This window comes from Nocardioides panacihumi (assembly GCF_039530925.1).
In the GTDB taxonomy this organism is placed as follows: Bacteria; Actinomycetota; Actinomycetes; order Propionibacteriales; family Nocardioidaceae; genus Nocardioides; species Nocardioides panacihumi.
In genome coordinates, this window is sequence record NZ_BAAAPB010000001.1 from 511,527 (window position 1) to 538,481 (window position 26,955).

28 protein-coding genes are annotated in these 26,955 nt (G+C 69.7%); 6 read left to right on the forward strand and 22 right to left on the reverse strand.

Features of this window, described 5'->3' with window-relative positions; genetic code table 11:
- Positions 1–8: 8 nt before the first annotated feature.
- From ABD205_RS02450 to sqr, 8 genes are all read right to left on the reverse strand, one after another.
- Complete coding sequence (locus ABD205_RS02450) at positions 9–929, reverse strand: HAD family hydrolase (RefSeq protein ID WP_344042043.1); 921 nt, start codon at positions 927–929, stop codon at positions 9–11.
- Positions 930–1,083: 154 nt separating this feature from the next.
- Positions 1,084–2,133, reverse strand: a complete 1,050-nt coding sequence (locus tag ABD205_RS02455) for a hypothetical protein (protein WP_344042045.1) — start codon at positions 2,131–2,133, stop codon at positions 1,084–1,086.
- Positions 2,130–2,687: an RNA polymerase sigma factor gene (locus ABD205_RS02460; protein WP_344042047.1), complete on the reverse strand. Its 558-nt coding sequence runs from the start codon at positions 2,685–2,687 to the stop codon at positions 2,130–2,132. The genes ABD205_RS02455 and ABD205_RS02460 overlap by 4 nt, the downstream gene beginning before the upstream one ends.
- Positions 2,688–2,721: 34 nt before the next feature.
- Complete coding sequence (locus ABD205_RS02465; protein ID WP_344042049.1) at positions 2,722–3,303, reverse strand: hypothetical protein; 582 nt, start codon at positions 3,301–3,303, stop codon at positions 2,722–2,724.
- A 154-nt stretch (positions 3,304–3,457) separates the two neighbouring features.
- Positions 3,458–3,739 (reverse strand): hypothetical protein, encoded by a 282-nt coding sequence (locus ABD205_RS02470; protein ID WP_344042051.1) that lies wholly within the window; start codon positions 3,737–3,739, stop codon positions 3,458–3,460.
- A 380-nt stretch (positions 3,740–4,119) separates the two neighbouring features.
- Positions 4,120–4,629 (reverse strand): DsrE/DsrF/DrsH-like family protein, encoded by a 510-nt coding sequence (locus ABD205_RS02475; RefSeq protein ID WP_344042053.1) that lies wholly within the window; start codon positions 4,627–4,629, stop codon positions 4,120–4,122.
- Positions 4,630–4,643: 14 nt separating this feature from the next.
- Positions 4,644–4,958, reverse strand: a complete 315-nt coding sequence (locus ABD205_RS02480) for a TusE/DsrC/DsvC family sulfur relay protein (protein ID WP_344042054.1) — start codon at positions 4,956–4,958, stop codon at positions 4,644–4,646.
- A gap of 1 nt (position 4,959) precedes the next feature.
- On the reverse strand, positions 4,960–6,216 hold the full coding sequence (gene sqr / locus ABD205_RS02485; RefSeq protein WP_344042056.1) for a type III sulfide quinone reductase, selenoprotein subtype: 1,257 nt from the start codon (positions 6,214–6,216) through the stop codon (positions 4,960–4,962).
- 323 nt (positions 6,217–6,539) lie between these two features.
- Here sqr and ABD205_RS02490 point away from each other — a divergent pair, with 323 nt between their 5' ends.
- Positions 6,540–7,232 carry a type 1 glutamine amidotransferase domain-containing protein gene (locus tag ABD205_RS02490; protein WP_344042058.1) on the forward strand — a complete coding sequence of 231 codons (693 nt, stop codon included), beginning with the start codon at positions 6,540–6,542 and terminating at the stop codon, positions 7,230–7,232.
- 43 nt (positions 7,233–7,275) lie between these two features.
- Here ABD205_RS02490 and ABD205_RS02495 read toward each other — a convergent pair whose 3' ends face one another.
- The 5 genes from ABD205_RS02495 to ABD205_RS02515 form a co-directional block, all read right to left on the reverse strand.
- On the reverse strand, positions 7,276–8,217 hold the full coding sequence (locus ABD205_RS02495; RefSeq protein ID WP_344042060.1) for a hypothetical protein: 942 nt from the start codon (positions 8,215–8,217) through the stop codon (positions 7,276–7,278).
- 1 nt (position 8,218) lies between these two features.
- Positions 8,219–8,857 (reverse strand): cytochrome b N-terminal domain-containing protein, encoded by a 639-nt coding sequence (locus ABD205_RS02500; protein WP_344042062.1) that lies wholly within the window; start codon positions 8,855–8,857, stop codon positions 8,219–8,221.
- Positions 8,854–9,060 carry a hypothetical protein gene (locus ABD205_RS02505; RefSeq protein ID WP_344042064.1) on the reverse strand — a complete coding sequence of 69 codons (207 nt, stop codon included), beginning with the start codon at positions 9,058–9,060 and terminating at the stop codon, positions 8,854–8,856. The genes ABD205_RS02500 and ABD205_RS02505 overlap by 4 nt, the downstream gene beginning before the upstream one ends.
- A gap of 250 nt (positions 9,061–9,310) precedes the next feature.
- Entirely contained in the window at positions 9,311–9,979 is a 669-nt protein-coding gene (locus tag ABD205_RS02510; protein WP_344042066.1) for a fasciclin domain-containing protein, read from the reverse strand.
- A gap of 215 nt (positions 9,980–10,194) precedes the next feature.
- Positions 10,195–10,611, reverse strand: a complete 417-nt coding sequence (locus ABD205_RS02515; protein ID WP_344042068.1) for a MarR family winged helix-turn-helix transcriptional regulator — start codon at positions 10,609–10,611, stop codon at positions 10,195–10,197.
- Between the two features lie 132 nt (positions 10,612–10,743).
- Between ABD205_RS02515 and ABD205_RS02520 the strand changes: the two genes are divergently transcribed.
- From ABD205_RS02520 to ABD205_RS02530, 3 genes are all read left to right on the forward strand, one after another.
- Positions 10,744–12,846, forward strand: a complete 2,103-nt coding sequence (locus tag ABD205_RS02520) for an MMPL family transporter (RefSeq protein ID WP_344042070.1) — start codon at positions 10,744–10,746, stop codon at positions 12,844–12,846.
- Positions 12,847–12,874: 28 nt separating this feature from the next.
- On the forward strand, positions 12,875–14,017 hold the full coding sequence (locus ABD205_RS02525; protein WP_344042072.1) for an epoxide hydrolase family protein: 1,143 nt from the start codon (positions 12,875–12,877) through the stop codon (positions 14,015–14,017).
- A 176-nt stretch (positions 14,018–14,193) separates the two neighbouring features.
- Positions 14,194–16,902 (forward strand): sialidase family protein, encoded by a 2,709-nt coding sequence (locus ABD205_RS02530; RefSeq protein WP_344042074.1) that lies wholly within the window; start codon positions 14,194–14,196, stop codon positions 16,900–16,902.
- Here the strand turns inward: ABD205_RS02530 and ABD205_RS02535 are convergent.
- Complete coding sequence (locus ABD205_RS02535; RefSeq protein WP_344042076.1) at positions 16,848–17,384, reverse strand: fumarylacetoacetate hydrolase family protein; 537 nt, start codon at positions 17,382–17,384, stop codon at positions 16,848–16,850. The two genes, ABD205_RS02530 and ABD205_RS02535, sit on opposite strands and share 55 nt — an antisense overlap.
- Positions 17,385–18,278: 894 nt before the next feature.
- Here ABD205_RS02535 and ABD205_RS02540 point away from each other — a divergent pair.
- A complete protein-coding gene (locus ABD205_RS02540) occupies positions 18,279–18,704 on the forward strand; it encodes a hypothetical protein (RefSeq protein WP_344042079.1) in 426 nt (141 codons plus the stop codon).
- The gene (locus tag ABD205_RS02545) at positions 18,701–19,000 is read left to right on the forward strand and encodes a hypothetical protein (RefSeq protein ID WP_344042081.1); all 300 of its coding nucleotides are present in this window, start codon (positions 18,701–18,703) and stop codon (positions 18,998–19,000) included. The genes ABD205_RS02540 and ABD205_RS02545 overlap by 4 nt, the downstream gene beginning before the upstream one ends.
- A gap of 75 nt (positions 19,001–19,075) precedes the next feature.
- Here the strand turns inward: ABD205_RS02545 and ABD205_RS02550 are convergent, their stop codons facing one another.
- From ABD205_RS02550 to ABD205_RS02585, 8 genes are read right to left on the reverse strand one after another with little or no spacing between them, the layout of a single operon-like run.
- Positions 19,076–20,209, reverse strand: coding sequence for an acyl-CoA dehydrogenase family protein (locus ABD205_RS02550; RefSeq protein ID WP_344042083.1), 1,134 nt, complete (start codon positions 20,207–20,209; stop codon positions 19,076–19,078).
- The gene (locus ABD205_RS02555; RefSeq protein ID WP_344042085.1) at positions 20,206–21,381 is read right to left on the reverse strand and encodes an acyl-CoA dehydrogenase family protein; all 1,176 of its coding nucleotides are present in this window, start codon (positions 21,379–21,381) and stop codon (positions 20,206–20,208) included. Before ABD205_RS02555 ends, ABD205_RS02550 begins: the two co-directional genes overlap by 4 nt.
- Complete coding sequence (locus ABD205_RS02560; RefSeq protein ID WP_344042087.1) at positions 21,378–22,610, reverse strand: acyl-CoA dehydrogenase family protein; 1,233 nt, start codon at positions 22,608–22,610, stop codon at positions 21,378–21,380. The genes ABD205_RS02555 and ABD205_RS02560 overlap by 4 nt, the downstream gene beginning before the upstream one ends.
- The gene (locus ABD205_RS02565) at positions 22,610–23,644 is read right to left on the reverse strand and encodes a phosphotransferase family protein (protein WP_344042089.1); all 1,035 of its coding nucleotides are present in this window, start codon (positions 23,642–23,644) and stop codon (positions 22,610–22,612) included. Before ABD205_RS02565 ends, ABD205_RS02560 begins: the two co-directional genes overlap by 1 nt.
- Positions 23,641–24,093, reverse strand: coding sequence for a MaoC family dehydratase (locus ABD205_RS02570; protein ID WP_344042091.1), 453 nt, complete (start codon positions 24,091–24,093; stop codon positions 23,641–23,643). Before ABD205_RS02570 ends, ABD205_RS02565 begins: the two co-directional genes overlap by 4 nt.
- On the reverse strand, positions 24,090–24,845 hold the full coding sequence (gene fabG, locus ABD205_RS02575; RefSeq protein WP_344042093.1) for a 3-oxoacyl-ACP reductase FabG: 756 nt from the start codon (positions 24,843–24,845) through the stop codon (positions 24,090–24,092). Before fabG ends, ABD205_RS02570 begins: the two co-directional genes overlap by 4 nt.
- A 44-nt stretch (positions 24,846–24,889) precedes the next feature.
- A complete protein-coding gene (locus tag ABD205_RS02580; protein ID WP_344042095.1) occupies positions 24,890–25,669 on the reverse strand; it encodes an SDR family oxidoreductase in 780 nt (259 codons plus the stop codon).
- Complete coding sequence (locus ABD205_RS02585) at positions 25,669–26,886, reverse strand: acetyl-CoA C-acetyltransferase (RefSeq protein ID WP_344042097.1); 1,218 nt, start codon at positions 26,884–26,886, stop codon at positions 25,669–25,671. The genes ABD205_RS02580 and ABD205_RS02585 overlap by 1 nt, the downstream gene beginning before the upstream one ends.
- Positions 26,887–26,955: the final 69 nt, after the last annotated feature.

The window sequence follows — 26,955 nt, forward strand, 5'->3', positions numbered from 1 at the left end:
GGTGGAAATCAGGGCAGGGAGGGGAAGACGCTCTCCCAGTCCCGCGCCATGCTGACCACGGTCCAGCCCGACCGCGCGGCGACGTCGGCGATGGGCTCGGGCTCGGAGAAGGTGACGGCCGTGCCGACGTACGCGAACTCCCGGTCCGCGTCGTCGTGGTCGACGAGCAGCGCCAGGGTCGGACCGTCGCCGCCCGCCACCCACTCGAGCATCTCGCGGTCACCGCCCGAGTTGCCGGCGGCCAGGATCGGCCGCCGGCCCAGCTGGGCCTGGATGTTGGAGACCTTGACCGCGCCCTCGTTGGCGTCACCGGCGAGCTCGTTCGTGCGCCGCAGGTGCGGGCCGACCCCGTCGGACGCCGGGACGAACTCGTAGGCGATCAGGCTCCCGACGACGCACTGGGGCGGTACGCCGTACAGGTCCTCGCTGATCGCCCGGACGAACTCGGTCCCGCCGCCGGTGACCAGGCAGACCGTGAAGTCGCGTCGCCGCAGCTCGGCCATCAGCTCGAGCATCGGGAGGTAGGTGACGGTCCGCGTCGGCCGGCCGAGCGTCGCGTGGTCGGACCTGGCCATGAACTCCCGGGCCTGCGCGGTGAACTCCTCGGGCGACCGGCCCTCGAAGAGCCCGGACAGCGCGGTGACGATCCGTTCGAGCCCGATCTCGCCGATGGCCGCCTCGTCGTGGGAGATCAGCGCCGCGAACTCCGGCTTCGCCGCGAGCGCCGGGTCGGCCCGCACGGCCCCCTTGAGTGCGTCGACGAAGAAGTCGAACTGGACGTACGTCGGTCGCTCGCACCACAGCGTCCCGTCGTTGTCGAAGCACGCGACCCGTCGCTCGGCGGGCACGGAGGCGGCCGCATCGAGGAAGGCCAGCACCGCGTCGCGCGCGGCGCCCGCGCGCCAGGAGGGCAGGATCTCGTCGTTCATGCTGATGACTCCCGGGGGTCGTGACGTGCTCGATCCGTCGGTCACGACGCTCGTGGCGCTGCCGGCGCCGTGGCTCCCCCGACTTGGGTGATCCCCGAGCGCGCCGAGGAGCTCGGAGGACCGGCCGGATCACCGAGCAGCTGAAGCCGTGGGGCTAGGGCAGATACCCGCTGCAGGTCGGCCGCCAGCCTTGAGGGATCTGACCGGCCGACATCTCGTCGGTGACCGCCCACACCCACTCCGGCACGTCGCTGGCGTCCTTCAGCTGCGTGAGCACCGGCCACTGCCGGGATGTCTTCATGACCGCGACGGCCTCCTCGGCACGCGACTGGTCACCGGTCCGGCGCGCGTCGGCGTACTGGGCCAGCCACGCGCACGTCACCTGGTTGATCACATCGGAGCCGACGTGCACGGGGTCGGACTGCTCGGAGGTGATCGAATCTCGGCTCACTCCGGCCGGAAGGAGGGGCTGCGCATACCTGCCGATGCCGTCGAGCAGAGCGTCGACCTTGGAGTTGCGCTCGGCGTCGGTCACGAAGCTCTTCGGCAGTGAGGCGTCGAAGCCGGCCGCGTCGACCAGCCGCAGCCGGGACAGGACGTCGATGAACGCCTGCGTGCTTGTCCCGCTGCCGCGGATCTCGAGGAAGTGGCCGTCCTGCACCGGGCGCAGCACGGTGTGGTCGTCCGCGGTGTAGGACCACATGCGGCCGGGAAGACCGAGGACCTCGACAGGACGGCCGTCGGATGGTGGGTGGGTCATCCGGCGACGGCTGTCATACCGCTGGGCGTAGTCCGAAGCGGGATACCAGTCGATCGACAGTGTCGCGCTGCCGTTGCGATAGCCGACCTCGCCCATCCCGCTCCGCGAGTCCTGGTAGGCACCGGTGAGCGTCCAGCCGTCGGCGTCCAGGACGGCGTGGAAGCCGCCGGCCCGGGGGGTCGCGGCCGCCGGCGGCCGGGGGTGGGGGTCGTCGCGGAGCGTCGCGACCCGCAGTGCCGACCCCATGACGAGGGCGCCCACGGCCGCGGCCGCGGCCAGCGGGGCCAGCCAACGACGAGAGTCGCGCGGGCGGGTGCCGCCCGGGCGCACGGGTCCTGGGTCGCCGGCACTCACCGGAGTGCCGACGATCTCCTCGAGGAGCGCGGCGCGTCCGCCGTGGAGAGGTAGCGCCGCGACGGCGTCGTCGGTGAGAAGGAGATTCATGGGCGGACCTCCCGACTGAGGTGAGTCGGTCTGGCGTGCTGATGTGCGGGTGATGGAGGTTCGGTGCCGAGCAGGTCGCGCAGCCGCGCGCGAGCGCGGGACAGGCGTGGGCGCACGACCAGCGTCGTCAGGCCGAGGACCTCGGCGATCTCCCGTGGCTCGAGCCCCTCCCACAGGTGCAGCTCGAGCACCTCCTGGTCCCGGCCGCTGAGGCGCTGCATCGCCGCGGTCACGTCCGCGCGCTGCACCAGGTCGTCGCTCGTGTCCGGCACCACCGTCGCCAGCTCCTGGCGCAGCCGCTGGGCGAGGTTGGTACGTCGCAGGTTGCCTCGCCGATGGTTGGCCAGCACCCGCCGTGCCACGCCGTACAGCCACGGCCTCGTCTCGTCTCCCCCGGGCATGTGCGCCAGCCGGCGCCACACCACGAGGAAGGTCTCTGCGGTGACGTCGGCGGCATCCTCCGGACGGTCGGTGCGCCGCAGGGCGTAGCCGAGCACGGCATCGAAGTGATCGGCGTACACCCCGCGGAAGGTCTCCTCACGGCCGAGAGTCATCTGTCCCCCACACGCGCAGAGTAAAGGGATCCGGTCAGGAGCAGTAGAAGATCTCCTGATTGCCCAGGCTGCCGTGCCAGGTCCGCACCTCGGGCTTCAGGCTCTTCAGGCCGGGCGACGCCCACGCCACCGCTCCCGTCGACTTCCCGTCGTTGAAGGCGAACTCGGCGACGTGGAAGTGCAACCGCGCCGTCTCCCGGTTGGTGCCTGCCCAGCAGCCGAATGCATGGGTGGCCGCCTTCGCCTGGCCCGCGCTCCACGACTCACCGGCGGCCTGGCCCACATCCCTGGTGACCACGTTGAGCACGGCGTCGGTGAAGTCCTGCCACGGGACGGCGAGCTCGAACGACAGACCACGCGTCCGCTTGGTGGGCACGTAGAACACCACCTTGCCGTCCGAGCCGACCTTCTTGCCACGCGATCGCCAGTAGATGTTCGTTCCGGAGAAGGCCCGGGCGAGGTTGAGCGTGCAGGAGGAACAGCCGTCCACGCGAATCACCAGGCGAGTCCTCGACGGCGTCTCCGCTGCCGGGGCGCCGGCCGCGGTCAGCGGAGCCACGACGGCGGCCAGCACGAGCGCCAGGAACGCCGCCCCTGCACGGGTCTTGATCTTCATGGTGCACCTTCCAGTAGGAACTCTTCTCCGCCCACATGTCCGGCCACCACGAAAGCGTTGCAGGCCGAATCCCGCGACCGAGGAGGAGCACGCTGACCGCGGAGCTCTCCATCGTCGCGACGTGCTCGATCCGTCGGTCGGGCCGGTCCACAGGTCAGGAGCCGGCAGGGACCCGCGATCGCCACGTACGCCGCAGCGCACCCACCCGCCACACGAACAGCCCGACGACCGCTCCGAAGACGAGGACGTCCCAGGCCCCCACGCGCACGTCACGATCCCAGGCCCGATGGCCGACGCGTACGCCGTCCTTCCGATCGCCCACGGCGGCGGGACGGTCCTGCCAGGCGACGCCGGAGGTGACCGTGCCGTCGGGCTCGGTGAACGTGCCGACGGGGATGTCAGCTCCACGGGCGGGGCGCAGGCCGTCGATGACCATGACGCCGGATCGTCCGTGACCGGTGGCCGCGACCGCTTGCGCGAGCTCCGCCCGCGCGGTGACCCTGCACCCATCCGAGTGCGATGACGAGCAGCACGTCGACGACCAGCTGGGTCCGGCCGGCGGGCTGTCGGGGGCGCGGAGTGCTACCGCCTGCGGCGCTCACGTCACATCGGCCCCCTCGGCACTACTTCGGTCGAGTGGCCACCAAGGGACCCGGCCGCGGCAACCTCGACACGTCGGCACCGGCGGCGAGCCGCGCACGCCCGGGAGCCACTACTCCGCTGCCTCCGGGAAGTGTAGACGTCCTGGGCGGACGCTCACGTGATCCGATTCCGCCGACGACGGACCCTGAGGCCCCGATCGTCACGCACGCGTGACTAGATGAAGAGCAGCTGGGCACCCTCGGTCTTCTCGATGAAGTCCGAGGCACTGATGATCGCCTCGACCTCGTCGAAGAGATCGTCCTCCTCGAGATGCTGCATGTCGGCCGACATCCGGCAGGCCCAGAGGTGGCCGCCGGAGTCGACGATCTGCTGGAGGAACTCCGGCACCTCGGGCACCCCGGCCTCGGCGATCGACTTCTTCATCTGGTGGGTCGCCATCGCCGTCATCCCGGGGACACCGCCGAGCCCTTGGGGCATGTGCGTGGCGGTGTTGCCGAGCATCGTGAACTTCAGGTCGTCCATGGTCTTCTTGTTGATCATGTCGAAGCCCCAGAAGGTGAAGAACAGGTGGGTCTCCACGCCTTCACCGAGGGCGGCGTTGGCCAGGATCAGCCCGGGATAGGCCATGTCCAGGTTGCCCTTGGAGCAGATGATCGCGAGCTTGCGCCCGGTCTCGCCGTCGTCGTCGAACGAGGGGACGATGGGTGCGGTGTCGGTGGTCATGTCGGTCTCCTGTCTCACACGCAACCGCGGGGCTTGGGAAGCCCGGCGATGTAGGCCATCTTCTTGGCCGGCTTCTTCGGGAAGAGCGTGAACAGCTGCTTGGTCGGGATGCCCCCGACCGTCGCCACTCGGCGCAGCGTCGCGGTCTCACCGTGCGCGGCGAAGTCGCTCCGGAGGAAGCGGATCGCCTCCCAGTGCTCATCGGTCATCTCGATGCCGATCTGGGCTGCGAGCGCCCCGCCCAGGCCCTCGGTCCACTCGTCGTACTGCGTCATGAACCCCTCGTCGTCGACGTGGACCTCGTGGCTGTCGATCACGGTGGTGGGCATCTCAGGCCTCCTTGTCGGATTCGGTCGGGGCAACGTGCTTGCCGGCCATCGACATCAGGGCCGGCAGAGGGACGGGGCGACCAGGGAGCAGGACGTTCCAGTAGATCCAACGGAACGCGAGCTTCCCGAGATGGTTCGCCCGGGTCTCCTTCAACAGGTCCATCGGGCCGACCACGGGGAGCGGGTACTTGCCCGTCAGGGGCTCGGTGTCGTAGTTGAAGTCGATCAGCAGCGCCTTGTCGTCACCGGACTCCACGAAGCAGTTGGCGTGCCCGTCGAAGGCCCGGGTCATCGGGCGGCCGGCGACATGCTGCAGGAAGTTGTCGACGAAGATCTCCACCGAGAAGTGCGCGACCGAGCCCGCCTTGGACGCGGGGATGTCGCTGGCGTCACCGATGGCGAAGATGTTGTCGTACGCCGTCGAGAGCTGCGTGTGCATGTCCACGGGCACGTAGTTGAGCTCGTCCCCCAGACCCGACCGGGCGACGAAGTCGCCGCCCATGTTCAACGGGACCGTGACCAGCAGGTCGAACGGGACCTCGCGCTCGTCATACGAGACGAGGGTCTTCCGATCGTCGTCGATCCGCTCGACCATGAAGTCGGTCTCCACGTGCACCTTGCGCTCCTCGAGCATCCCACCGAGGTGGGCGGAGGCCACCGGCTTGGTGAACGCCCCGTCCAGCGGTGTCACGTAGACCAGCTCGACCCGATCCCGCAGCCCGCGCTCACGCAGCCACGCCTCGGCGAGGAAGGTGAACTCCAGGGGCGCCACAGGGCACTTGATCGGCATCTCGGTGATGTGCACGACCAACCTGCCGCCCTCGAACCGCCTCAGCGCCTCCGCGAGTGCCTCGGCACCCTCGAGGGTGTAGAAGTCGAAGATGCTGCGCCGCCACTCCGAGCCGAGCATGCCCGGCGTCTGGTCGGGCCGCGGCGTCGTCCCCGTGGCGATGACCAGCTGGTCGTAGGGAAGGCGGCGACCGCCCTCGAGGTGCACGACGTTCTCCGCCGGTTCGATCCTGTCGATCGAGCCGACGACGAAGTCCACGCCATCGGGCAGGAAGGCGTGCCGCGACCTGACCACCTGCTCGCGGGAGTACCCGCCGAACGGCACGAACAGGTAGCCCGGCTGATAGTGGTGCTGGTCGTCGCGGTCGACGACGGTCACGGCCCAGTCGTGGCGGTCCAGGCGGCGTCGCAGCTTGTTGGCGATCATCGTTCCCGCCGTTCCGGCACCGAGGATGACCAGCTTCCGCACGGGACTCACCTCTCTTGGCTCGCCGGCAACTTCAACGCTAGGCGTCGAGGGTTCAAGGTCCACAGGGCCCAAAGACCCCTGGAGCCGGGCGAATGACACAGACCCTCAGGGGGTATGCGCTGCAGATCGCGGTGCGCGGCGCCCCGATCACGCGAGCAACGTCCCCGTGGCACGCGTCGTGGGTGACCGTAGACCGTGTCGATCGGCTGGTCATCGGGTAGCGGAGCGCCACGGGGAAGCACGCGGGTCGGATCGCTGTTGGCCCAAGGTGCCCGGCTGCGGGCACCGTTCAAGACACGCGTTCAAGACACGAAGGAGCAACCATGTCGAAGATCCTGTTCGTCGTCACCGGGGCAACCCACTGGACCCTCAAGGACGGCACCCAGCACCCGACCGGCTACTGGGCCGAGGAGCTGCTGACGCCGTACCGCACCATCACGGGCGCCGGCCACGAGGTGCAGTTCGCGACGCCGGGTGGTGTGGTGCCCGTCGCGGACGGCGGGAGCCTCGCGCCGGAGAACAACGACGGTGTCGACGTCCGCCCTGCCCTGGACGCGATCGCGGGCCTGAAGAGCCCGCAGAAGCTCGAGGACGTGCGGTTGTCGGAGTACGACGCCGTGTTCTACCCCGGCGGCCACGGACCCATGGAGGACCTCGCGGTCGATCCGGTCTCCGGCAGGCTCCTGACCGAGGCGCTCGACTCCGGCAAGCCACTCGGCGTCGTGTGCCACGCACCCGCCGCCCTGCTCGCCGCCGTGCGCGAGGACGGCAAGCCCACCTTCGCCGGCCGCCGCATCACCGCCTTCTCCAACGCGGAGGAGGCCCAGGGCGGCCTCGCCGACAAGGCCGCCTGGCTGCTCGAGGACCGGCTCCGGGACCTCGGCATCGAGGTCACCGTGGGCGAGCCGTGGGCCTCCCACGTCGTCGTCGACGGCAACCTGATCACCGGCCAGAACCCCGGCTCGTCGGGGGACCTGGCGACCCGCCTCGTCGCACTCCTGGCCGACGCGAGCTGACGAAGGGGCCGCCGACCGCGGCTGTGCTCGGCGATCGGCCGGGCTACAGCCGTGGGTGGGTCCGGTAGTAGTCGCGCCAGATCAGCCTGTGCAGCGGGATCCAGCGTGGGATGTCGCGCAGGCCGGGGATGAGCGGCAGGAGCATCAGCGCGAGCGTCAGCAGCATCATCAGCGCCCAGACCTGGGCGTCGGCGTTCTCGGACGTGGAGAACGGCTTGACCTGGTACCAGAACGTGTACAGCCACATCCAGGGCTGGCCGGGGTAGTTGCCGGTCTCGTTCATCATGCCCCACTGGTCGCCGCCGAGCTGCTGGGCGACGGCGCGGTCCTCGAGGTAGGCGCCATCGGAGAGCAGGAGCAGGCTCCTGGTCTGGTCGCCGCCGTAGAAGTTGCCGGACGAGGTCAGTGATCCTTCGAGGTAGCCCGACCGAGCCACGTCGAGGAACGCGGCCGTCAGGTTCGGCACGGGTCCGTAGTCGCCGGCGGGCACCTGGGCGGGGTCCCCGCCGGGAGCCTTGGCCAGGGCGTCGGCGTACGCGGTCGCCCAGGCCGTGCGCTGGCTCGATGCCGCCGCCCGCCACCGCGCGAGGGCACCGGTCACGGCCGGGCTGCCGACCTGGTCGGCGAGCGGCTGCAGGACGAGCGCGGCGCTGTCGACCGGGATCCGGACACCGCCGAGCTTCTGCAGGGGGATCCCCAGGACGCTCTGACCGTCGGCGTTGTGGTTGTACGGCGGCCCGTACGTCGCGCTGGTCGTGGTGCCCGCCAGCTCGCCCGTGGCCGTGGCGACCACGTCGGCCGGGTCCGCCTTGGCCCAGCCGGACATGGTGATCGCGGGCTCGTCAGGCGAGGAGAAGATCACGGCCAGCCCGACGGTCAGGAGACTGACGACGCCGAGCGCGATGACGAACTCCTTGACCAGGTCGTACGGCCGCTTGGAGAAGGCGTGCGAGTCGGGGGTGCGCGGACGCTGGGTCGTGGTCACGTCAGTCACCCCCAGTGGCGTCGATGGGCGGTACGACGCCGTGGCGCCGGACCAGCACGATGTGGATGACGGTCAGGGCGCCGACCACGAGGGGCAGCAGCACCACGTGCCAGAGCAGCATCTGTCCGGGGTTGAGCACGTTGAAGAAGGCTCCGACGCCGATCGCGTTGACGCCGTCCTTGCCCTCGGCGCCGATCCACTGGGAGTCGAAGTTGGACTGCGACAGGTAGCCCGTGAACGCCGTGCCGATCGAGGTGACGAACGCGACGACGCCGGTGACCCAGGTCATCGTGCGCCGGCCGCGCCAGGCGGCCATCCAGAACTTCCCCCACAGGTGGATCACCATGAACATGAAGAACAGCTCCACGCTCCACAGGTGGAGCGAGTTCACGAAGTGGCCCACCGACGACACGTGCCACCAGGCCGAGCCGCCGATGGTGAGCACGATGCCGGATCCGACCACCACCGTGAGGGCCGCCAGCGTGAGCACGCCGAACACGTAGATCCACGACGAGACGTACGACGGCTGGCTGTCGGGAAGGGCCTCGCCCGCGGGCACCAGCCCTCCGATCCGCCTGCGGAGGCGGACGGTCCAGCTGGCGTCGTCGGGTGTCGCGACCACGCGCGGCACGGCGGTCATGGTGCGTCGTCCTCGGTCGGTCCGACGGTCGGGTGCACCGTCGTGCGGGGCCGGGGGAACGGCAGGACCAGGGCGAGGCCGAACAGCACGAGCATGGCGACGACGATGAGCAGGTTCGTGACGCTGACGCTGATCACGCCCGAGTGGAGATAGTGCCCCGACGCGGCGATCGCCCACGCGGGGAATGCAGCGATGACTGGCATCCCGACCCCCGATCCGAGGGGCGCCTGGCGGCGTCCGGATGCATCCCAGCGTGACCGTGGTCACACCGCGGGCCCAGAGTCCTTTGGCCCTAGAGCAGGGCGATCTTCGTCCCGTCAGCCCGAACGTACGGCTGGTGGAACACGGCTCTTCGGCGCCGCCGCTCGCGCAGCTCCTGCTGCCTCACGCAGTGCGACCACGGTCCACGCGCGTGGTGGACCGTGGTCGCAGACGGCGCGATCCGAGACGGACTCAGAGGTCGATCGGCCGGAGCACCCGGTTGATCGCGTGCGCGATCTGGCGGTTGCCCTTGTTGATGTCGACGGCCACGACCCGGGCGTTGCGGGCGTTGGGATCCTGGTCCACGAGCCTGACGTTCGCGCCGTGGATCCGCACGGTGATCTGGCCTCCGCCGGCAGTGGTGACGGATGCGCCGTCGAGCTTGACCACCTTGCTCGCGGGAAGCGTCTGCCCGGGCACGACGTGGTAGAGCAGGATCGCCTCGATCGTGTCGACGTCGGCGACACGGGTGATCGCCCGGAACGTGCCACGCTCGGTGTGGGGCGCGCGGCCCGTCAGGTCGTGCACCAGCCGGCGGAAGGCGCGATCGGTGGGGATGAACGCTGTCAGCCTGGTGCGACCCTGCGTGAGCACCTTGACGGGGCTGTCGGGTTTGGCCGCCAGGACGGTGGTGACGGCCTTGTCCAGGATGTCGAAGTCGCTCCAGTTGCGGTCGAAGCCCTTGTCCGCCGCGAGCACCTGCGCGAGGCTGCGGTGACCGAGCCCGTGGCCCGAGGCCCCCGCGGCCTGAGCAGGGTTCGCCTCCAGCGAGGCTCCGAGGCCGGCGCCGACGAGGGTGGCCGTGACGGCGGCGACCATGCCGAGCCTGGCCTTGTGAGCGTGGGTGTGACGGTGGTTCATCGTGTTGCCCCTCCACTTGACGGTGACGAGCGCGCAGCCCTCCTGCCACGTGCTCGGAGTACGTCGTGTGTTCGGAGCGGTGCAGGACATCGGATGGGTCGCCGAGCCGTTGAACGTCGAGCAGCGGCGCTGTTGCCCCTGGTGTCTCGTCGCGAGGAGTACGCCGACCACGGCCGTCCCTCGTGCGGAAGCGCTTGGCGGCGGGCTCGCCGGGCTCAGCGCGAAGGCGGCGCCGACGGATCGGCGGCCAGCTGCTCGGTCACCTCGGCGACCTGGTCGAGGAACCGGGCGACGAGCTGAAGCTGCTCCTCGGAGTACTGGCCCATCACGGCCGCGGTCGCACGGCCGACCGGGCCGAAGATCGCGCCGCCGGTCGCCAGGGCGGAGTCGGTGATGTCGACGACGATCGAGCGCCGGTCGTCCGGGTGAGGTCGTCGGGTCAGGTGCCCGGCCTGCTCGAGGCGGTCGAGGAGGGCGCTCATCGCGGACGGGCTGATCCGTACAGCGCGGGCGAGATTGCGGGGCGTGACCTGCTCGCCCCGGCTCGTCGCGTCCATGACCACGGCCAAGGCGGACAGGTCGGTGCGATGCAGCTCGTGCCCACGGCCCATGGCTTGCACGTAGCTGTCCATCGCGCGCGTGTACGAGCGCAAGGCCCTGATGACCTGCGCCTCGGTGGACAGCGACTGCTGCCCGGGCCGACCTGCCACCTCGCCTGGGGGCTGGTCTTGTCGCTCGGACGTAGGACACCTACTCTTTCGACGGTGGAACTGTTCGACGATAGTAATACTTCCGGGTACCGCCTGTGGTCCGCCATCGTCTCACCTCGGGGAGCGGCGCTCGTGCTCATCCTGGGCGCTGTGCTCGCATCGCTCTCCCTCGCGCTCGCCCCGGCGCCCCGCGTGGCCGACACACCGGCGAGCTCGTTGCCGACCGGAGCCGAGTCCACACAGGTCGCCCTGGCGCAGGCACGTGCGGCCGACAGCGACGTCGCGCCGGCCGTCGTGGTCTTTGACCGCGGTGGCCAGGCCCTGACACCGGCCGATCGCCAGCTCATCGACGAGCGGACGGCAGCACTCCAAGCCATCGGCCTGCCCGGCGGCAGCCCCGCGGTCACCGCACCGGACGGCAGCGCAGCGCTGGTCTCGGTGCCCCTTCGACTGGGAGCAGACGACCTCTCCGACTCCGTCACCGAGCTCAGGAAGGTCGCCAGAGCCGACCTCCCCGACGGGCTGCGCGCCCAGGTCACCGGTGCCCCGGCGTACGAGGTGGATCTGTCGGCTGTCTTCAACGGCGCCAACGCGACCCTGCTGCTCACGACGGCAGGCGTCGTCGCCGCGCTGCTGCTCCTGACCTACCGCAGCCCGGCCCTGTGGCTCGTGCCGCTGCTCGTGGTCGGGCTGGCCGACCAGGTGTCGGTCCGATTGCTCGGCTGGGCGACCGAGGCGTTCGGCTTCCAGGTGGACGATGCGATCACCGGCATCACCTCGGTCCTGGTGTTCGGTGCCGGGACCAACTACGCCCTCCTCCTCATCGCTCGCTACCGGGAGGAGCTCCGCCGCCACGACAGTCGTCGACGAGCGATGTCGGCTGCTCTGCACCGGGCTGGTCCGGCGATCATCGCCAGCTCCTCCACGGTCGTCCTGGCGCTGCTGACGTTGTCGCTGGCCGATGACCCCTTCAACCGCGCCCTCGGCTACGCCGGCGCTCTGGGGATCGCGACGGCCGTCGTCGCGGCACTGACGCTCCTGCCTGTCGCCCTCGTCATCGGCGGCCGTGGGCTGTTCTGGCCCTTCGTGCCCAAGGTCGGTCAGCCGGACCCCTCCGGCGACGGCCTGTGGGCGCGCATCGCCCGCGAGGTCGGCCGGCGGCCCTGGCGCGTGCTGATCGCCAGCGGGATCGTCATCGGCGGACTCGTCCTGCTGCTACCCGGCTTCCACGTCGGGCTGAGCCAGGACGAGCAGTTCCGCGAGACCCCTGAGGCGGTGACCGGTCAGCAGGCCCTCGCGCGCGCGTTCCCCGCCGGCGCCGCCGAGCCCACCGTCGTGGTCACCCCGAGCGATCGCGCCGACGAGGTGACGGCCGCTGCAGCCGACGTCGAAGGCGTCGCGTCAGTCAGGCCTGGCCCGGCGTCCGGCGGGATGACACAGCTGGACGTGGTCCTGACGGCACCCCGCGGCTCCGACGACGCCGCTGCCACCGTCGAACGACTCCGCGAACGGCTCCCGGCCGATGCCCTGGTCGGCGGGCCTGACGCCGAGGACGTGGATGCGCGCGCCACGGCGAGGCATGACCAGCGGCTCGTGATCCCCGCCATCCTGGCCGTCGTACTCCTCGTGCTCCTGCTCCTGTTGCGCTCGGTCGTGGCTGCGGTGGTGCTCGTCGCCACCGTCGTCGCCACCTACGCCGCCGCGCTCGGCGCCGGCTGGTGGGTCTCGCACGACCTGCTCGGATTCCCCGCCTTCGACCGCGGCGTCCCGCTCCTGACCTTCTTGTTCCTGGTCGCGCTCGGGGTCGACTACAACATCTTCCTGAGCACCCGCGCCCGGGAGGAGGCACGGCACGTGCCGACGCCGCGCGCGATCGCCGTCGCCCTGGCCGTCACCGGAGGCGTCATCACCAGTGCCGGCATCCTGCTCGCCGCCGTCTTCACCGTCCTCGGCGTCCTTCCCGTCGTGACCCTGACCCAGATCGGCGTCGTGGTCGGTATCGGCGTCCTCCTCGACACCCTCGTCGTGCGCAGCCTCCTCGTGCCCGCGCTCGTCACCGTCATCGGTGAGCGGTTCTGGTGGCCCAGCCACCCATCCAAGAACCCCGCCGGCTCCGAACACGTGAGGGGCACCCTCAACGAGACCTCGCGAACGTGACGACATCCGCGAGCGGGAAGGAGCATCGATGCCTGTCCACGACTTCACGGTCGACGTACCGGCAGCGGTCGTCGACGACCTCCGCCAGCGGCTTCGTCTGACCAGATGGCCGGACCAGATCCCGGGCAGCGGGTGGAGCCGAGGCACCGATGCGGACTACCTGCGCGACGTCGTCGACCACTGGGCGACGGACTACGACTGGCCGGCCGCGCAGAACCGGCTCAACGCGTTCCGCCACCTCCTCGTCGACGTCGGCGACCCCGAGGGCGCGGTCGTCCACGTGGTGCACGAGAAGGGCGAGATCGACGGCGCCCTACCGGTCGCGCTGCTGCACGGATGGCCCAGCTCGTTCGTCCAGATGCTCCCGCTCCTGCCCCTCCTCACCCACCCGTCCCGACACGGCGCCGACGCAGAGGACGCCTTCGACGTGGTGGCGCTCTCGCTGCCCGGCTACGGCTTCTCCTCTCGACCCACCGCACCTGGGTGGGACCTGCGGCGGATCGCCGAGGCGGTGCTGGAGGTGATGACGGCGCTCGGCTACGACACGTTCGCGGCCCGCGGCAGCGACCTGGGCGCCGGCGTCCTGCAGCAGCTCGCACTCGGGCATCCGGATCGTCTGCGAGCACTCCATCTCTCCGGGACCAATCCGTACCTCGGCCCGATCCCCGCCGACCTCACCGACGACGAGCGTGAGTTCGTGGCCCAGGCCCAGGACTGGAACGTCCGCGAGATGGCGTACGCGATGGAACAGTCCACGAAGCCGCAGACCCTGGCCTTCGCCCTCAACGACTCGCCGGCCGGCCTCGCCGCGTGGATCCTGGAGAAGTTCAACGCCTGGAGCGACTGCCGCGGTGACCTGGAGAGCGTCTACTCCCGCGACGACCTGCTCACCAACCTGACCCTCTACTGGGTGACGGAGACGATCGGATCGTCGATGCGGCTCTACTACGAGGCGGCGAACTCGACGACCGCAGCCTACGGTCGGGTCGAGGTGCCCACCGGGATGGCGATGTCCGCTCGCGACATGTTCCCGACACCGCGCTCATGGGCCGAGAGGTCCTACAACGTGACGCACTGGACCGAGATCCCCGTCGGCGGACACTTCCTGGAGTGGGAGGTCCCCAACCTCGTCGCCATCGACATGCGGGACTTCTTCCGCGATCACCGCTGACCGGCCCGCGACACGTCTCTGACAGTTGCTGGCGCTGTCGTTTGATCCGGCGCGCGCAAGAACGGGCCAACTGGCCCGTCCACAGTCAAGATTCTGCGCTCGAAGGGTGATGGCGCAGGAGACTTTACTCACGTAGGTTCCCTCCAGAAATATCCTTTACCGGGATGGGAGTCCCCATGCATCCTGCTTCACTGCGCCGAGGGTTGATCGGTGTCCTCGCCGTCACCAGCCTCACGCTCACGGCCGCCTGCTCCGGAGTCGGCCACAAGTCCGACTCCGACGCGGAGCGCGAGCGCGAGGCAGCGGCTGCGGCCGGCCTGAAGGCCATGCCCCAGAACGCCCTCGAGAAGTACATGATGATCGCTGGCACCGACCCGGACGAGGCAGCCAAGGAGTCCAAGGAGTCGGCCACGATCGGCGAGCAGTTCGCCGAGGCGCGCACCGCGCCGGGCGTCGTCGACTCCGGCGCCTACACGGCCGCGTTCAACCAGATCAAGAACCTGCCGATCTCAGGCGGCAGCTGGGCCGATGTCACGAAGGTGCCCTACAACAGCGACGACCCGCGCTACCGCGACTACTACTCCAACTCCAGCGGCGGCTCCGGCTTCGTCTCGGGCCGGATCACCGGCATCGCGGCCGACAACAACGGTGCCGTCTACGCGGCCTCGGCGGACGGCGGCGTGTGGCGCTCGACCAGCGGCGGCGGTCACTGGGTGCCGATCAGTGACCAGCTGCCGAGCATCTCGTCCGGTGACCTGACGCTGGCCAAGGACGGCTCGCTCTGGTACGCCACCGGCGAGGCCAACACCGGCGGCACGGCGTACGCCGGTGCAGGCGTCTACCGCCTCACGAACCCGCGGACGGGCGAGTTCACGCCGGCCGACCGGGTCGGCGGCCAGGAGCTCGACTCCACCACCATCGGTCGGATCCGGTTCGGCGGCGGGCGTGTCTGGGCCGCCACGAACCGCGGCGTCTGGTCGCACGCGGACAACACCGCGTCGGGCGCCTGGACCTTCCACTACGCGCCGAACATGGCCTACATGCCGCTCATCAAGGACGACGCCGGCAACGTCATCGTCCCGCGCGGCTCGGCCTGCACCGGCAACACGACGTGCGGCGCGACCAACGCGGCCTACAAGAACATCGTCAACGACATCGCGGTCGACCCGACGAACAGCAAGCACGTGATCGCGGCGATCGGCTGGCGCAGCGGTGACACCTACAACGGGTTCTACGAGTCCAAGGACGCCGGCGCGTCGTGGACGAAGATCAACCCGACGGGTGCGATGCCGGCCGACGACATCGGCTACGTGACGTTCGCCTGGGCGGCCGACTCCTCGAAGCTGTACGCCATCAACCAGTCGCCCAAGCTGCTGAACAAGGCATCCGGCACGGTGAACAGCTACCTCGACGGCATCTACGTCTCGAACAGCGGCTCGGTGAACGGACCGTGGACGAAGGTCGCCACCTCGACGAAGCTCGCGTCCTCCGGCTCGGCGCTCAAGCAGTCGGTCGGCGGCAAGGGCTACGGTCCCGGCATCCAGGCCTGGTACAACCAGTTCCTCACCGTCGACCCGACGAACCCGCAGCACCTCTACGCAGGGCTCGAGGAGGTCTACGAGACCAAGAACGGCGGCGCCAGCTGGACGACCCCCGGTCCGTACTGGAACTTCTACTTCGGCTGCTGGGACATCAGCAACGCGAAGAACACCTGCTCGACCACGACGCACTCCGACCAGCACGCATCGGCGATCGGCACCGTGAACGGCGTTCCGACGTTCTTCGCCGGCAACGACGGCGGCATCTACAGCCGGCCCGTCGACGGGAAGGCCGACGGCGAGGGCCACGCGACGGACTGGAAGTCGCTGACCCGCGACGGGAGCATGGACTCGCTGCAGTACTACTCCGTGGCCTGGGGTGCGGACAAGGACAAGGGCGGACTCATCGTCTCGGGCGGCGCACAGGACAACGGCACCACGAACCTGCGCGGCGTCCAGCCGAACGGCACCAACAAGGACACCGAGATGGGCTCGCCCTTCGGTGGCGACGGTGGCGACGCAGCGGCCGACCCGGCCGACGGCTGCCGCCAGGTCCAGGAGTACACCGGCCTGGCGATGTCGGTGACCGAGAACTGCGCCCAGAACCCCGGTGCGGTCACCACGGACACGGCGACCTCATGGCGGGTCGGCCCGGCCGACCCGCTGCCGCGGTTCATCGCACCGTTCGACATCGACCGCTCCGATGCGTCGAAGTGGATCGCAGCAGGTCAGTACGTCTGGACCCAGGGCAACGGGTTCAAGATCCGCTCCCGCTCGGAGTGGGCGAAGTCCTTCGACCTCGGCGCGGGCCACTCGGCCACCGCGGTGGCGATGGACAAGGGCGTCGGGTACGTCGGCTGGTGCGGGCCGTGCAACAACAACGGCTTCGCGCGCGGACTGGCCACCAACGCCTCCGGCAGCTGGCAGGCGGTGACGCTCCCGGCGTCGGTGCCGAACCGGTACATCGGCGGCATCGGCATCGACCCGGCCAACCCCAAGCACGCGTTCCTCGCGATGAACGGCTTCAGCCGCCGCTTCACCGAGGGCCCGGGCGCCGGGATCGGCCACGTCTTCGAGACGACGGACGGCGGGGTCACGTGGACCGACGTCTCTGCGAACCTGCCGGACGTGCCGACCAATTCGGTCAAGGAGACCAAGGACGGCGCGCTGGTGGTCGGCTCGGACCTCGGCGTCTTCTACCGGGCTGCCGGGGCGACGACCTGGTCGCGGCTCGGCGGCAACCTGCCGTACACGACCGTGATGGACGTCGAGCTCGCCGCTGACGGCAACGTCTACGCGGCTACGCACGGCCGAGGGATCTGGAGCATCCCGCTGCCGAAGAGCTGATCACGCAGCACCAGCTCCCCGCAGGCCCGGGTGCCCGAGCGTCGGTCTGACCGGCGCCCGGCCCCGGGTCTGCGGTGCGTTCGGGGTGGGCGTCCGAGCTTCAGACTGCTCAGCCTGCTGATCGGCGGCCGATCTCCGATGGCCGGCGTGGGCGCGGTGCTGGCCCACTCAGGCAGGGCTGCTCGACGCTCGGCCTCGCACTCTTCGTGGCGACCTGCTGTTGACCGGCACCCCGAATGGCACCGCCCTGGTTCAAGCGGCTGGAACCTGCTCAGCGCCTGCAGGGCTTCGCGTGGGCAGTAGATCATGTCGTCGTCGACCGTCGCGTCCTGCCGGAGCTCGCCGTTGACCCAGGTGCGCAGATGCAGGTCGCCGAGCCGTTTGAGCTCGTCGGCGTCCAGGAGCACGAGCGCGGGTCCGATCGGTGTGAAGGTCGGGTAGCACTTGCTCGCACGACATCGACACCGGATGGTGGTGGTCACCCCGACGTCCGAACAGTCATCTGACCTGGGCAGATAGGAGGATCTAGTAGTACCAGGGGAAGTCGGGGGCGGCGTTCCGGTCGTTGACGGTTGTCGTTGGATTCTTACGAAAACCGACCCTGACCTGCACCAACGCTTCAACGATCGGTGGCGGTTGCGTTGGACGCCGCCGGGGTAGCGCGGACTTTTTGCGGACTATTTGCGGACCGCCGAGGACGATCGCTCACCGTCGGCCGATCAGATCACCCACGCACACCAGGTCCGGCTGCTTGAAGAGGAGCAGGCCCCATCGGGCGACGGCGTCGCCCAGCGAGCGAGCCGCGCCAGGCTCGCCTTCCCGTCGGTCGGCCGCACCCTGACCGTGTCCCGCTCGACTGTCTGTCGCTGCCGCATGCTGCATGTCCCGGACGCTAGGTCCGAACATCCCACGCGGGCGGTCTGAGGGGACGCGAAACACCCGACTGGGTAGTACGTGTCACACCTCAACAGGTACGCACACGCGTAGTTCTGCGGTCGCCGCACGGGTCTGATCGATCTTGACTCGTGCCCATGGTTCACCACGGCACTCCCCGAAAGCGACACGACCATGACGACCACTTCTTCTGACACCATCATCAGCGGCAGGCTTCGCGCGGTGCTTCTAGACCTTGCCCGCAGGGAGGACGAGCTCGCAGCCGACGAACGCGCCGGCGCGCCGTACTGGGCCTCCTGCCCTCTGTCCGCCCTCGGCCACCGAAACGCCGCCAACGTCCTGCGCGCCGAAGCGGATCTCCTTCTGGCGTCACGATGAGGAACGCGCTGGATCCCGCGCTCGTCGGCCGGGAATCCCCCACGCGGGTGCCGTCCACCGGGCCAGACCCGTCCTTCCCCCATTGCCTGGCAGATTCCCGTTCCGTGGCAGACAGGGCGTCCAGCGACACGGCCCGTCCCGTCGTCGGTCGCCGCGAGCTGTACGGACCGCCCGACGACTGCCTGACCGTGGGAGTGAGCACGCTCGCCCACGCCGGTGTCCTGGCCCATCTGCTTCGAGCGGCCGGCCTGACCGCCCGCATCGACATCGGCCAGCAGGGCATGCCCGCCACCGTGTCGATCGACGTCCCTGAGGACATCGCTGGCGACCGGCCCTGGCGTCGATGGGCGCTCGAGATGGCACGCACGATCGACCCCAGCAGTCGTCGGCTCTACCGACGCTTCAAGCGACGCACGTCCGTCCAGCTGTCGGCGCCCCGCCACGGAGCGCCGTCACCCGAACATGCCGCGCGGCGCACCGCGTCGCGCACCAAGGATCTCCACTCCGCAGAAGGAACCGAGTCACCATGAGCACACCAGGCAACACCAAGCCGTACCGGCGACGGACGCGACCGCAGCTGCCGCCCGAGACCCTGCACTGGCCGACGTTCGTCGTCACCGCCCCTCACAGCGTGCCCGCGCCGAGAGGAAGCCAGTACGCGCGCCAACCGTTCGGCACCTGGCACGGTCGCACGGTCGGAAGCCACCAGACACTGTGCGGACGACTTGCGATGACGTGGACCTACTTCTGGACGCTCGACTTCCAGCGGACCAACCGCAAGCTCGCTTGCCCGGAGTGCGCTCGGATCGCCGGCCTCGAGGTCTGAGCCGCGCATGGCGTCCAGGAGATGACGCGAAGAGGCCCGGGCCGTTGGCCCGGGCCTCTTTGTCGAGAGTCGTGGTCAGACGACCCGGACATCCGCCGCATCGACGGTGAGATCGACCAGCGAGGCAAGAGCAGCTCGGTGTGCTCCGGGGGTGCCCAGAGCGATCTGGTCGGCCTTGGCCTTCTTGAGATAGAGGTGCGTCGGGTGCTCCCACGTCATCCCGATGCCGCCGTGCAACTGCACGGCCTCTTCGGCGGCATGCACCGCCACGTCGCTGCAATAGGCGGCGGCGACTCGGGTCGCGATCGGCACATCCTCGCGCGCCGCGAGCGCAGCGGCCGCGTACCGGGCTGTCGCGGACGCGCACTCCACTTCCGCGTACAAGTCCGCGAGGCGGTGCTTGATCGCCTGGAAGCCGCCCACCACCCGACCGAACTGCCGGCGGACCTTGAGGTAGGCGACGGTCTCCTCGAGGCACCAGCGCGCGACGCCGACCTGCTCTGAGGCGAGCAGCCCCGCACCTGTCAGAAGCGCTGCGCGTACGACGGCTTCGGCGTCGCCATTGATCAGTTGGCCCGCGGCCCCGTCGAGACTCACGTCTGCGACCTGGCGGGCCATGTCGAGCGAGGTGACCGGCTCGACCCAGGCGGCGTTCTGCTCGACGAGGTACAGCCCCAGGCCGTCCTGCGTGGCGGCAGGCACGACGAGCAGGTCGGCCTCGAGGGCTCCGCCGACGCTGCGGGCGGTGCCGGTCAGCCGGCCGTCGTCCGTTGCGGTCACGCATGGAAGGTCCCCGTCCGGCCCTGTGGAGAGCGGTACGACGAGGGCAGCGGTCCGCTCGCCGGATGCCAGGTCGCCGAGTGCCGCGCGTGCCGCGTCGTGGTCGGAACCGAGGAGGGTGGTCGTGGCGATGACCGAGCTGGTCAGGAAGGGCACGGGCGCGCACGTCCGGCCGAGCTCCTCCAACACCGCGGCCGCCTCGATCGCCGATGCGCCGGCACCGCCGAGCGCCTCGGGCACGAGCAGTCCCGACAGGCCGAGCTCGACGGCGAACGCCTTCCAGAGTGGCGCGACGACCGAGCGATCGCCGTCGTACATCGCGGTGACTGCACCGACGGGGCATCGGTCGGCGAGGAGGTCGCGGACCGTCGTCCTGAGGTCGTCCTCGATGTCGGTGGGAAGCAGGTCGAGGTCGGGTGCGGTGCTCACTTGGCGATCTCCTTCCAGGGGCGGTCCTTGTCGGTGCGCGGCTCTGCGGGCAGTCCGAGGACACGCTCGGAGACGATGTTGCGGATGATCTCGTCGGTGCCACCCTCGATGGAGTTCCCCTTCGCGCGCAGGTAGCGGTAGCCCGCGTCGCGGCCAGTGAACGTCACGCTCTCGGGCCTGACCATGGTCCAGTCCGAGAAGCGGAGGCCGTCCTCGGCGAGGAGCTCGAGCTCCAGGCCGGAGAGCCGCTGGGCGTTGCGCGCGAACAGGAGCTTCATCACCGAGCCCTCGGGCCCGGGCTGACCCGACGCCAGCTTCTGCGCGAGCCGGACGCCGGTCACTCGGGCGGCCTCCGACTCGACCCACAGCCGCAACAGGCGATCGGCCAGCTCGGGCGTACGGCGGCTCGGGTTCTCGCGCCACGTCCGGGCGACGCGGCCGATCATCCCCGCCTCGCGCTGGCCGCCCCTGCCGATCGAGACGCGCTCGTTGTTGAGCGTGGTGTTGGCGACCCGCCATCCCTCGCCCACGGCACCGAGCCGCTGGCTGTCGGGGATGCGCACGTTGGTGAGGAAGACCTCGTTGAACTCGGCCTCCCCCGTGATCTGGCGCAGCGGCCGCACCTCGACCCCGGGGTCGGCCATGTCGCAGAGGAAGTAGGTGAGCCCACCGTGCTTGACCGCGTCCGGGTCGGTGCGCGCGACGAGAATGGCGAAGCGGGCCAGGTGCGCGATCGAGGTCCACACCTTCTGCCCGTTGACGACCCATTCGTCGCCGTCGCGCACGGCACGCGTGCTGACGTTGGCGAGGTCGGAGCCGGCGCCGGGCTCGCTGAAGAGCTGGCACCACTTCTCCTCCCCGGTCCACAGCGGCTTGAGGAAACGTTCCTTCTGCTCCTCGGTCCCGTAGGTCAGGATCGTCGGCGCGGCCATGCCGAGGCCGATGCCGTTCGAGGAGGGGTCGTTGTCCGGCGCGCCTGCCTCGGCGAACAGCCGGTCGACCTCAGGCTGCAACGTCTGGTCGACGCCGAGGCCGCCGTGCCCGACCGGGAAGCGCACCCAGGCCAGGCCGGCGTCGTACCGGGCACGGAGGAACTCCAGCCTGCCTGTCGTGCTCGGATCGTGGGTCGCCAGGAAGTCGGCCACCCTCCCCCGGATCTCGTCGATGGTCATCGCGCCTCCCTGGTGCTGCGCTGGCGAGCGATCTCCGCCTTCGCCAACGCGTTCTTGTGGACCTCGTCGGGACCATCGACCAGCCTGAGGGTCCGGACGCCGGCGAACATGCTCGCAAGTGGGAAGTCCTGCGACAACCCACCTGCCCCGTGCGCTTGGACCGCCTTGTCGAGGATCCACTGGACCGTCGATGGCGTGGAGATCTTGATCGCCTGGATCTCGGTGTGGGCGCCTTTGTTGCCCACGGTGTCCATGAGCCACGCGGTCTTCAGGACGAGGAGTCTCAGCTGCTCGAGCCTGACCCGGGACTCCGCGATCCAGTCGCGGATCACGCCCTGCTCGGAGAGCTGCCTCCCGAAGGCGACTCGCTCGTCGACGCGGGCGCACATCAGCTCGATCGCCCGCTCGGCGGTGCCGATCGCACGCATGCAGTGGTGGATCCGGCCCGGACCCAACCGCGCCTGGGCCATGGCGAAGCCGCCACCCTCCTCGCCGATGAGGCTCGACGCGGGCACGCGGACGTCGCTGAAGCGCAGCTCGGCGTGGCCGCCGTGCTCGTGGTCGTCGTAGCCCAGGACGTGCATGCCGCGAACGACCTCGAGGCCGGGGGTGTCGCGCGGGACGAGGATCATCGACTGCTGCCGGTGCCGCTCGGCCGCGGGGTCGGTCTTCCCCATCACGATGAAGATCTGGCAGTTGGGGTTCATCGCACCGGTGATCCACCACTTGCGGCCGTTGAGGACGTAGTCGTCACCGTCTCGGACGATGCTGAGCTGGATGTTCGTCGCATCGGAGGAGGCCACGTCGGGCTCGGTCATCGCGAACGCCGACCGGATCTCGCCCTCGAGCAGCGGCTCGAGCCACTCCTTCTTCTGCGCCTCGGTGCCGAACATGTGCAGCACCTCGATGTTGCCCGTGTCGGGTGCGGCGCAGTTCATCGCCGGCGGCGCGAGGTGGAGGCTGCGTCCGGAGATCTCTGCAAGCGGGGCGTACTGCAGGTTCGTGAGACCAGCACCCTCCTCACCGGGAAGGAAGAGGTTCCACAGGCCACGTCCGCGCGCTGCGTCACGGAGCTCTTGAACCACCGGCGCCGAGTCCCAGGCCCACGGGTCGGGGAGGCTGGCGAGCTGATGGTGGAAGACCGGCTCGGCCGGGTAGACGTGCGTCTCCATGAAGTCGAGGAGCGTCTCGCGCAGCTCCTCGGTCCTCTGGTCGAAGCCGAAGTCCATCAGTAGCTCTCCTTGAGTGCGGTCAGCCCTGCATCGAGGAGCGGGTGGATGACCTCGCCGACCCCTTCGAAGCCTGCTCCTACGGTCTGTCCGTGGAGGTGGCGGTAGTGGATCCCCTCGAGGATCGCGGCGAGCTTGTACGACGCGAGCCCGAGGTAGAAGCCGAACCGAGACAGCTCGCGATCGCTCCTGGAGGCGTAGCGACTGATGATCTCGTCCTCGCTGAGGAAGCCGGGCGCGGAAGCGACGTCGACGACCGAGCTCCCCTTGACCTGCTCGCCGAGTCGCCCGTAGACACACATCAGCGCGAGGTCGGTGAGCGGGTCTCCCAGCGTCGCCATCTCCCAGTCGATGACGGCGGCGGGTCGGTCCTGCTCGTCGGTGAGGATGTTGTCGAGCCGGAAGTCGCCGTGGACGATGCCGGTCGCGGACTCCGCCGGGACATCGGCCGCGAGCAATCGGTGCAGCTCCTCGGCGGCGGGGAGGTCGCGGGTGTACGACGCGTCCATCTGCTTCTTCCACAGCCGGACCTGACGTCCGAGGAAGCCCTCAGGGCGGCCGAAGTCGGCGAGGCCGACCGTGACCGGGTCGACCGCATGCAGTGCGGCCAGGGTGTCGACCAGCGCCTCGGAGATCCGGCGGGTCCGCTCCGCGCCGAGAGGCTCGAGCTCGGCCGAGTGTCGGTACGGGCGACCCTCCACCCGCTCCATGACGTAGAACGGGGCTCCGAGGACGTCACTGTCGTCGCAGAACGCAAGGGTCGCCGGCACAGGCACGTCGGTGTCCTGCAGAGCGGCCATGACGCGATACTCGCGAGCCATGTCGTGGGCCGTCGCGAGCACGTGCCCCAACGGCGGCCGCCTCAGGATCCAGGTGCTCGTCCCGTCCGTGACGGCGTAGGTGAGGTTGGACTTGCCGCCGGCCAGCAGCTCGGCCGAGAGCTCCGTCCCGCCCCCCGGGAGGGCGGCGGCCAGCCATGGGCTGAGCCGGTCAAGGTCGAGCCCCGGCAAGGACGGCTCCACAGCAGGCCTCACGGCACCAGGATGCTGACGGTGTCGACGACACAGGCGGGCTTGTCGCCACCTTCGCGCTCGATGGTCACCCGCGTGATGACCTGGTAGCCATGGCCTCCGGCTGCCACCTCGAGGAGCTCGACACCGGCCCGGACTCGGGAGTTCACGGGGACCGGCGACGGGAAGCGCAGCTTGTCGGCACCGTAGTTGACGCCCATCTTGATGCCCTGCACGTCGTACACCTGCCAGACGAGCATGGGCACCAGGGCCAGGGTGAGGTAGCCGTGGGCGATCGTCGTTCCGAACGGGCCTTTCGCCGCCTCGGCCGGGTCGATGTGGATCCACTGGAAGTCCCCGGTGCCCTTGGCGAAGGTGTCGATCTGCTCCTGGGTGATGGTGTGCCAGTCGGAGTAGCCGAGGTGCTCGCCGACCGCGGCCTCGAGTGCAGGGATGCCGTCGAACGTCCTCATGCCTTCGGTCCGCCCGCGACGTAGAGCACCTGACCCGACACGAAGCCCGCGCCCTCGCTCGCGAAGAACGAGGCCGCATGGGCGATGTCGGCGGGCAGGCCGCCACGGCCGACCGGGATCTCCTTGACGACGAACGCCTTGAAGTCCTCGAACGGGACACCCATGCGCTCTGCGGTGGCCATGGTCATCTCGGTCTCGATGAAGCCTGGGGCGATGGCGTTCGCCGTGACGCCGTACTTGCCGAGCTCGATCGCGAGCGTCTTGGTGAACCCCTGCACGCCCGCCTTGGCGGCGGAGTAGTTGGCCTGCCCGCGGTTGCCGAGCGCCGAGGTGCTGGACAGGTTCACGATCCGTCCCCAGCCGGCCTTCGTCATGTAGCCCTGGACCGCCTTCGTCATGAGGAAGGCACCCCGAAGATGCACGTTGATGACCGCATCCCACTCGTCGGCCGACATCTTGAAGAGCAGGTTGTCGCGGATGATGCCAGCGTTGTTGACCAGGACGGTCGGGTCGCCGAGCTCCGTGGCGATCCGGTCGACCGCGGCCTGCACCGCGGCCTCGTCGGCGACGTCGACGCCGACTGCCAGGGCGCGTCCGCCCGCTTCCTCGATCCGTGCGACGACGTCCTTGCAGGCGGTCTCATCGAGGTCGAGGACCGCGACGGCGAACCCGTCGGCGGCGAGGCGCTCGGCCACGCCGGCTCCGATGCCGCGTGCGGCGCCGGTGACGATGGCAATGCGGGAGTGGGTCATCTGATCTTCCTGTCGGGGAGGTTCGGGAGTGAGGATCGGGGAGGTCAGTCGCCGGCGGTCAGGCTGACTCCACCGTCGATGAGCACCGTCTGACCGGTGAGCCATGCGGCGTCCGGGGACAGCAGGAAGGCGACGACACCGGCGACGTCGTCCGGGTCGCCGAGCCTCTTGAGCGGGTATGCCTGCGCGGCCTGCTCCTCGTGACCTTCGTAGAGAGCGGCGGCGAACCGCGTCTTGACCACTGCCGGAGCGACGCCGTTGACCCGGACCTTCGGGCCCAGCTCGACGGCGAGCAGCTCGGTGAGCGAGTTGAGCATCGCCTTGGAGGCGCCGTAGAAGCCGATGTTCGGCGCGGTCCGGACGCTGGACAGCGAGGAGACGTTGACGATCGCACCGCCGTGCTCGGCCATCCAGGCGCGGTGCACCTGCTGGACCCACGACACGGCTGCGACGCAGTTGACCTCGACGACCTTGCGTGCCGCATCCAGGTCGAGGTCCACCAGCGGGCCGTACACCGGGTTGATGCCGGTGTTGTTCACCAGGAGGTCGATGCTGCCGAAGGTCTCGATCGCCGTACGGACCGTCTCCGCCTGATGGTCGGTGTCGTCCGCCTTCCCGGCGACCGCGATGGCGACGCGCTCGCCGCCTGCCAGCTCGATGAGGTGGGTGACGGCCGCGTCCAGCGCCTCCTTCTTGCGTGCCGTGATGACGACCCTCGCACCGTCGGCGACCAGCCGCTCGGCGATGCCGAGTCCGATGCCGCGACTCGCCCCGGTGACGATCGCCGTATGGCCCTCGAACCGCCTGGCGGTGTCGGCAGACATCAGCTCAGTCGCTCGATGACCATGGCCATCCCCTGGCCTCCGCCGACACACATCGACTCCACGCCGAACTGCTTGTCGTGCCACTGCAGCGAGTTGATCAGCGTCGCGGTGATCCGGGCGCCGGTCATGCCGAACGGGTGGCCGACCGCGATCGCACCGCCGTTGACGTTGAGCTTGTCCACGGGGATGCCGAGCTGCTGGGCCGAGCCGAGGGACTGTACGGCGAAGGCCTCGTTGATCTCGAACAGGTCGATGTCGCTCACGCTCATCCCGAGGTTGCGCAGGGCGGCCGGGATGGCGTCGACCGGGCCCAGGCCCATGATCTCGGGAGACAGCCCGGTGACCGCCGTCGACAGGATCCGCGCCAGCGGCGTCAGGCCGAGGCTCTTCGCCCGGGTGTCGCTCATGATCACCAGCGCGGCCGCCCCATCGTTGAGCGGGCAGGCGTTCCCCGCCGTGACGGTGCCGTCCGGACGGAACACCGGCTTGAGCTGGCTCACTGCCTCGATCGTCGTGCCCGGCCGCGGACCGTCGTCGGTGGAGACCACTGTGCCGTCAGGCAGCGTGACCGGCGTGATCTCGCGCGCCCAGAAGCCCTCCTCGATCCGCTGACAGGCGAGGTTCTGGCTGCGGACACCGAACTCGTCCTGCTCCTGGCGGGACATGCCGAGCACCTGCGCGACGTTCTCGGCGGTCTGGCCCATGGAGATGTAGAGGTCGGGCAGCTCCCCGGCCTCGCGGGGGTCCTGCCACTTCTCGGCGGAGCCTTCGGCGCGCTTGGTCGTGACGGCCTGGGCGCCGTCGAAGCGGGGGTTCTGAGCCTCGGGGTTGTCGGCGAACCCGTTGACGAACCGGCTCACGGTCTCGACCCCGGCCGAGATGTAGGCATGACCTTCACCCGCCTTGATCGCGTGGAACGCCATCCGGGTGGTCTGCAGGCTGCTCGAGCAGTAGCGGTTCACCGTGACACCGGGCAGGTGGTCCATCCCGGACAGTACGGCGACCGCTCGGCCCAGGTTGTTGCCGGCCTCGCCGGCCGGCTGGCCACAACCCAGGATGAGATCGGTGATGTCCCGCGGGTCGAGCTCCGGCACCTTGCCGAGGACCGCCTGGACCATCTGGGCGGTCAGCTCATCGGGCCGCACGTCCTTGAGTGAGCCCTTGCCGGCTCGACCGATCGGCGAACGGGCAGTGGCCACGATGACCGCTTCAGGCATGGAGCGCTCCTTGCGTCTTCTCAGATGGTTGGTGCGCCCACCGTGCCCGCGACGACCGGCCTGCGCGGG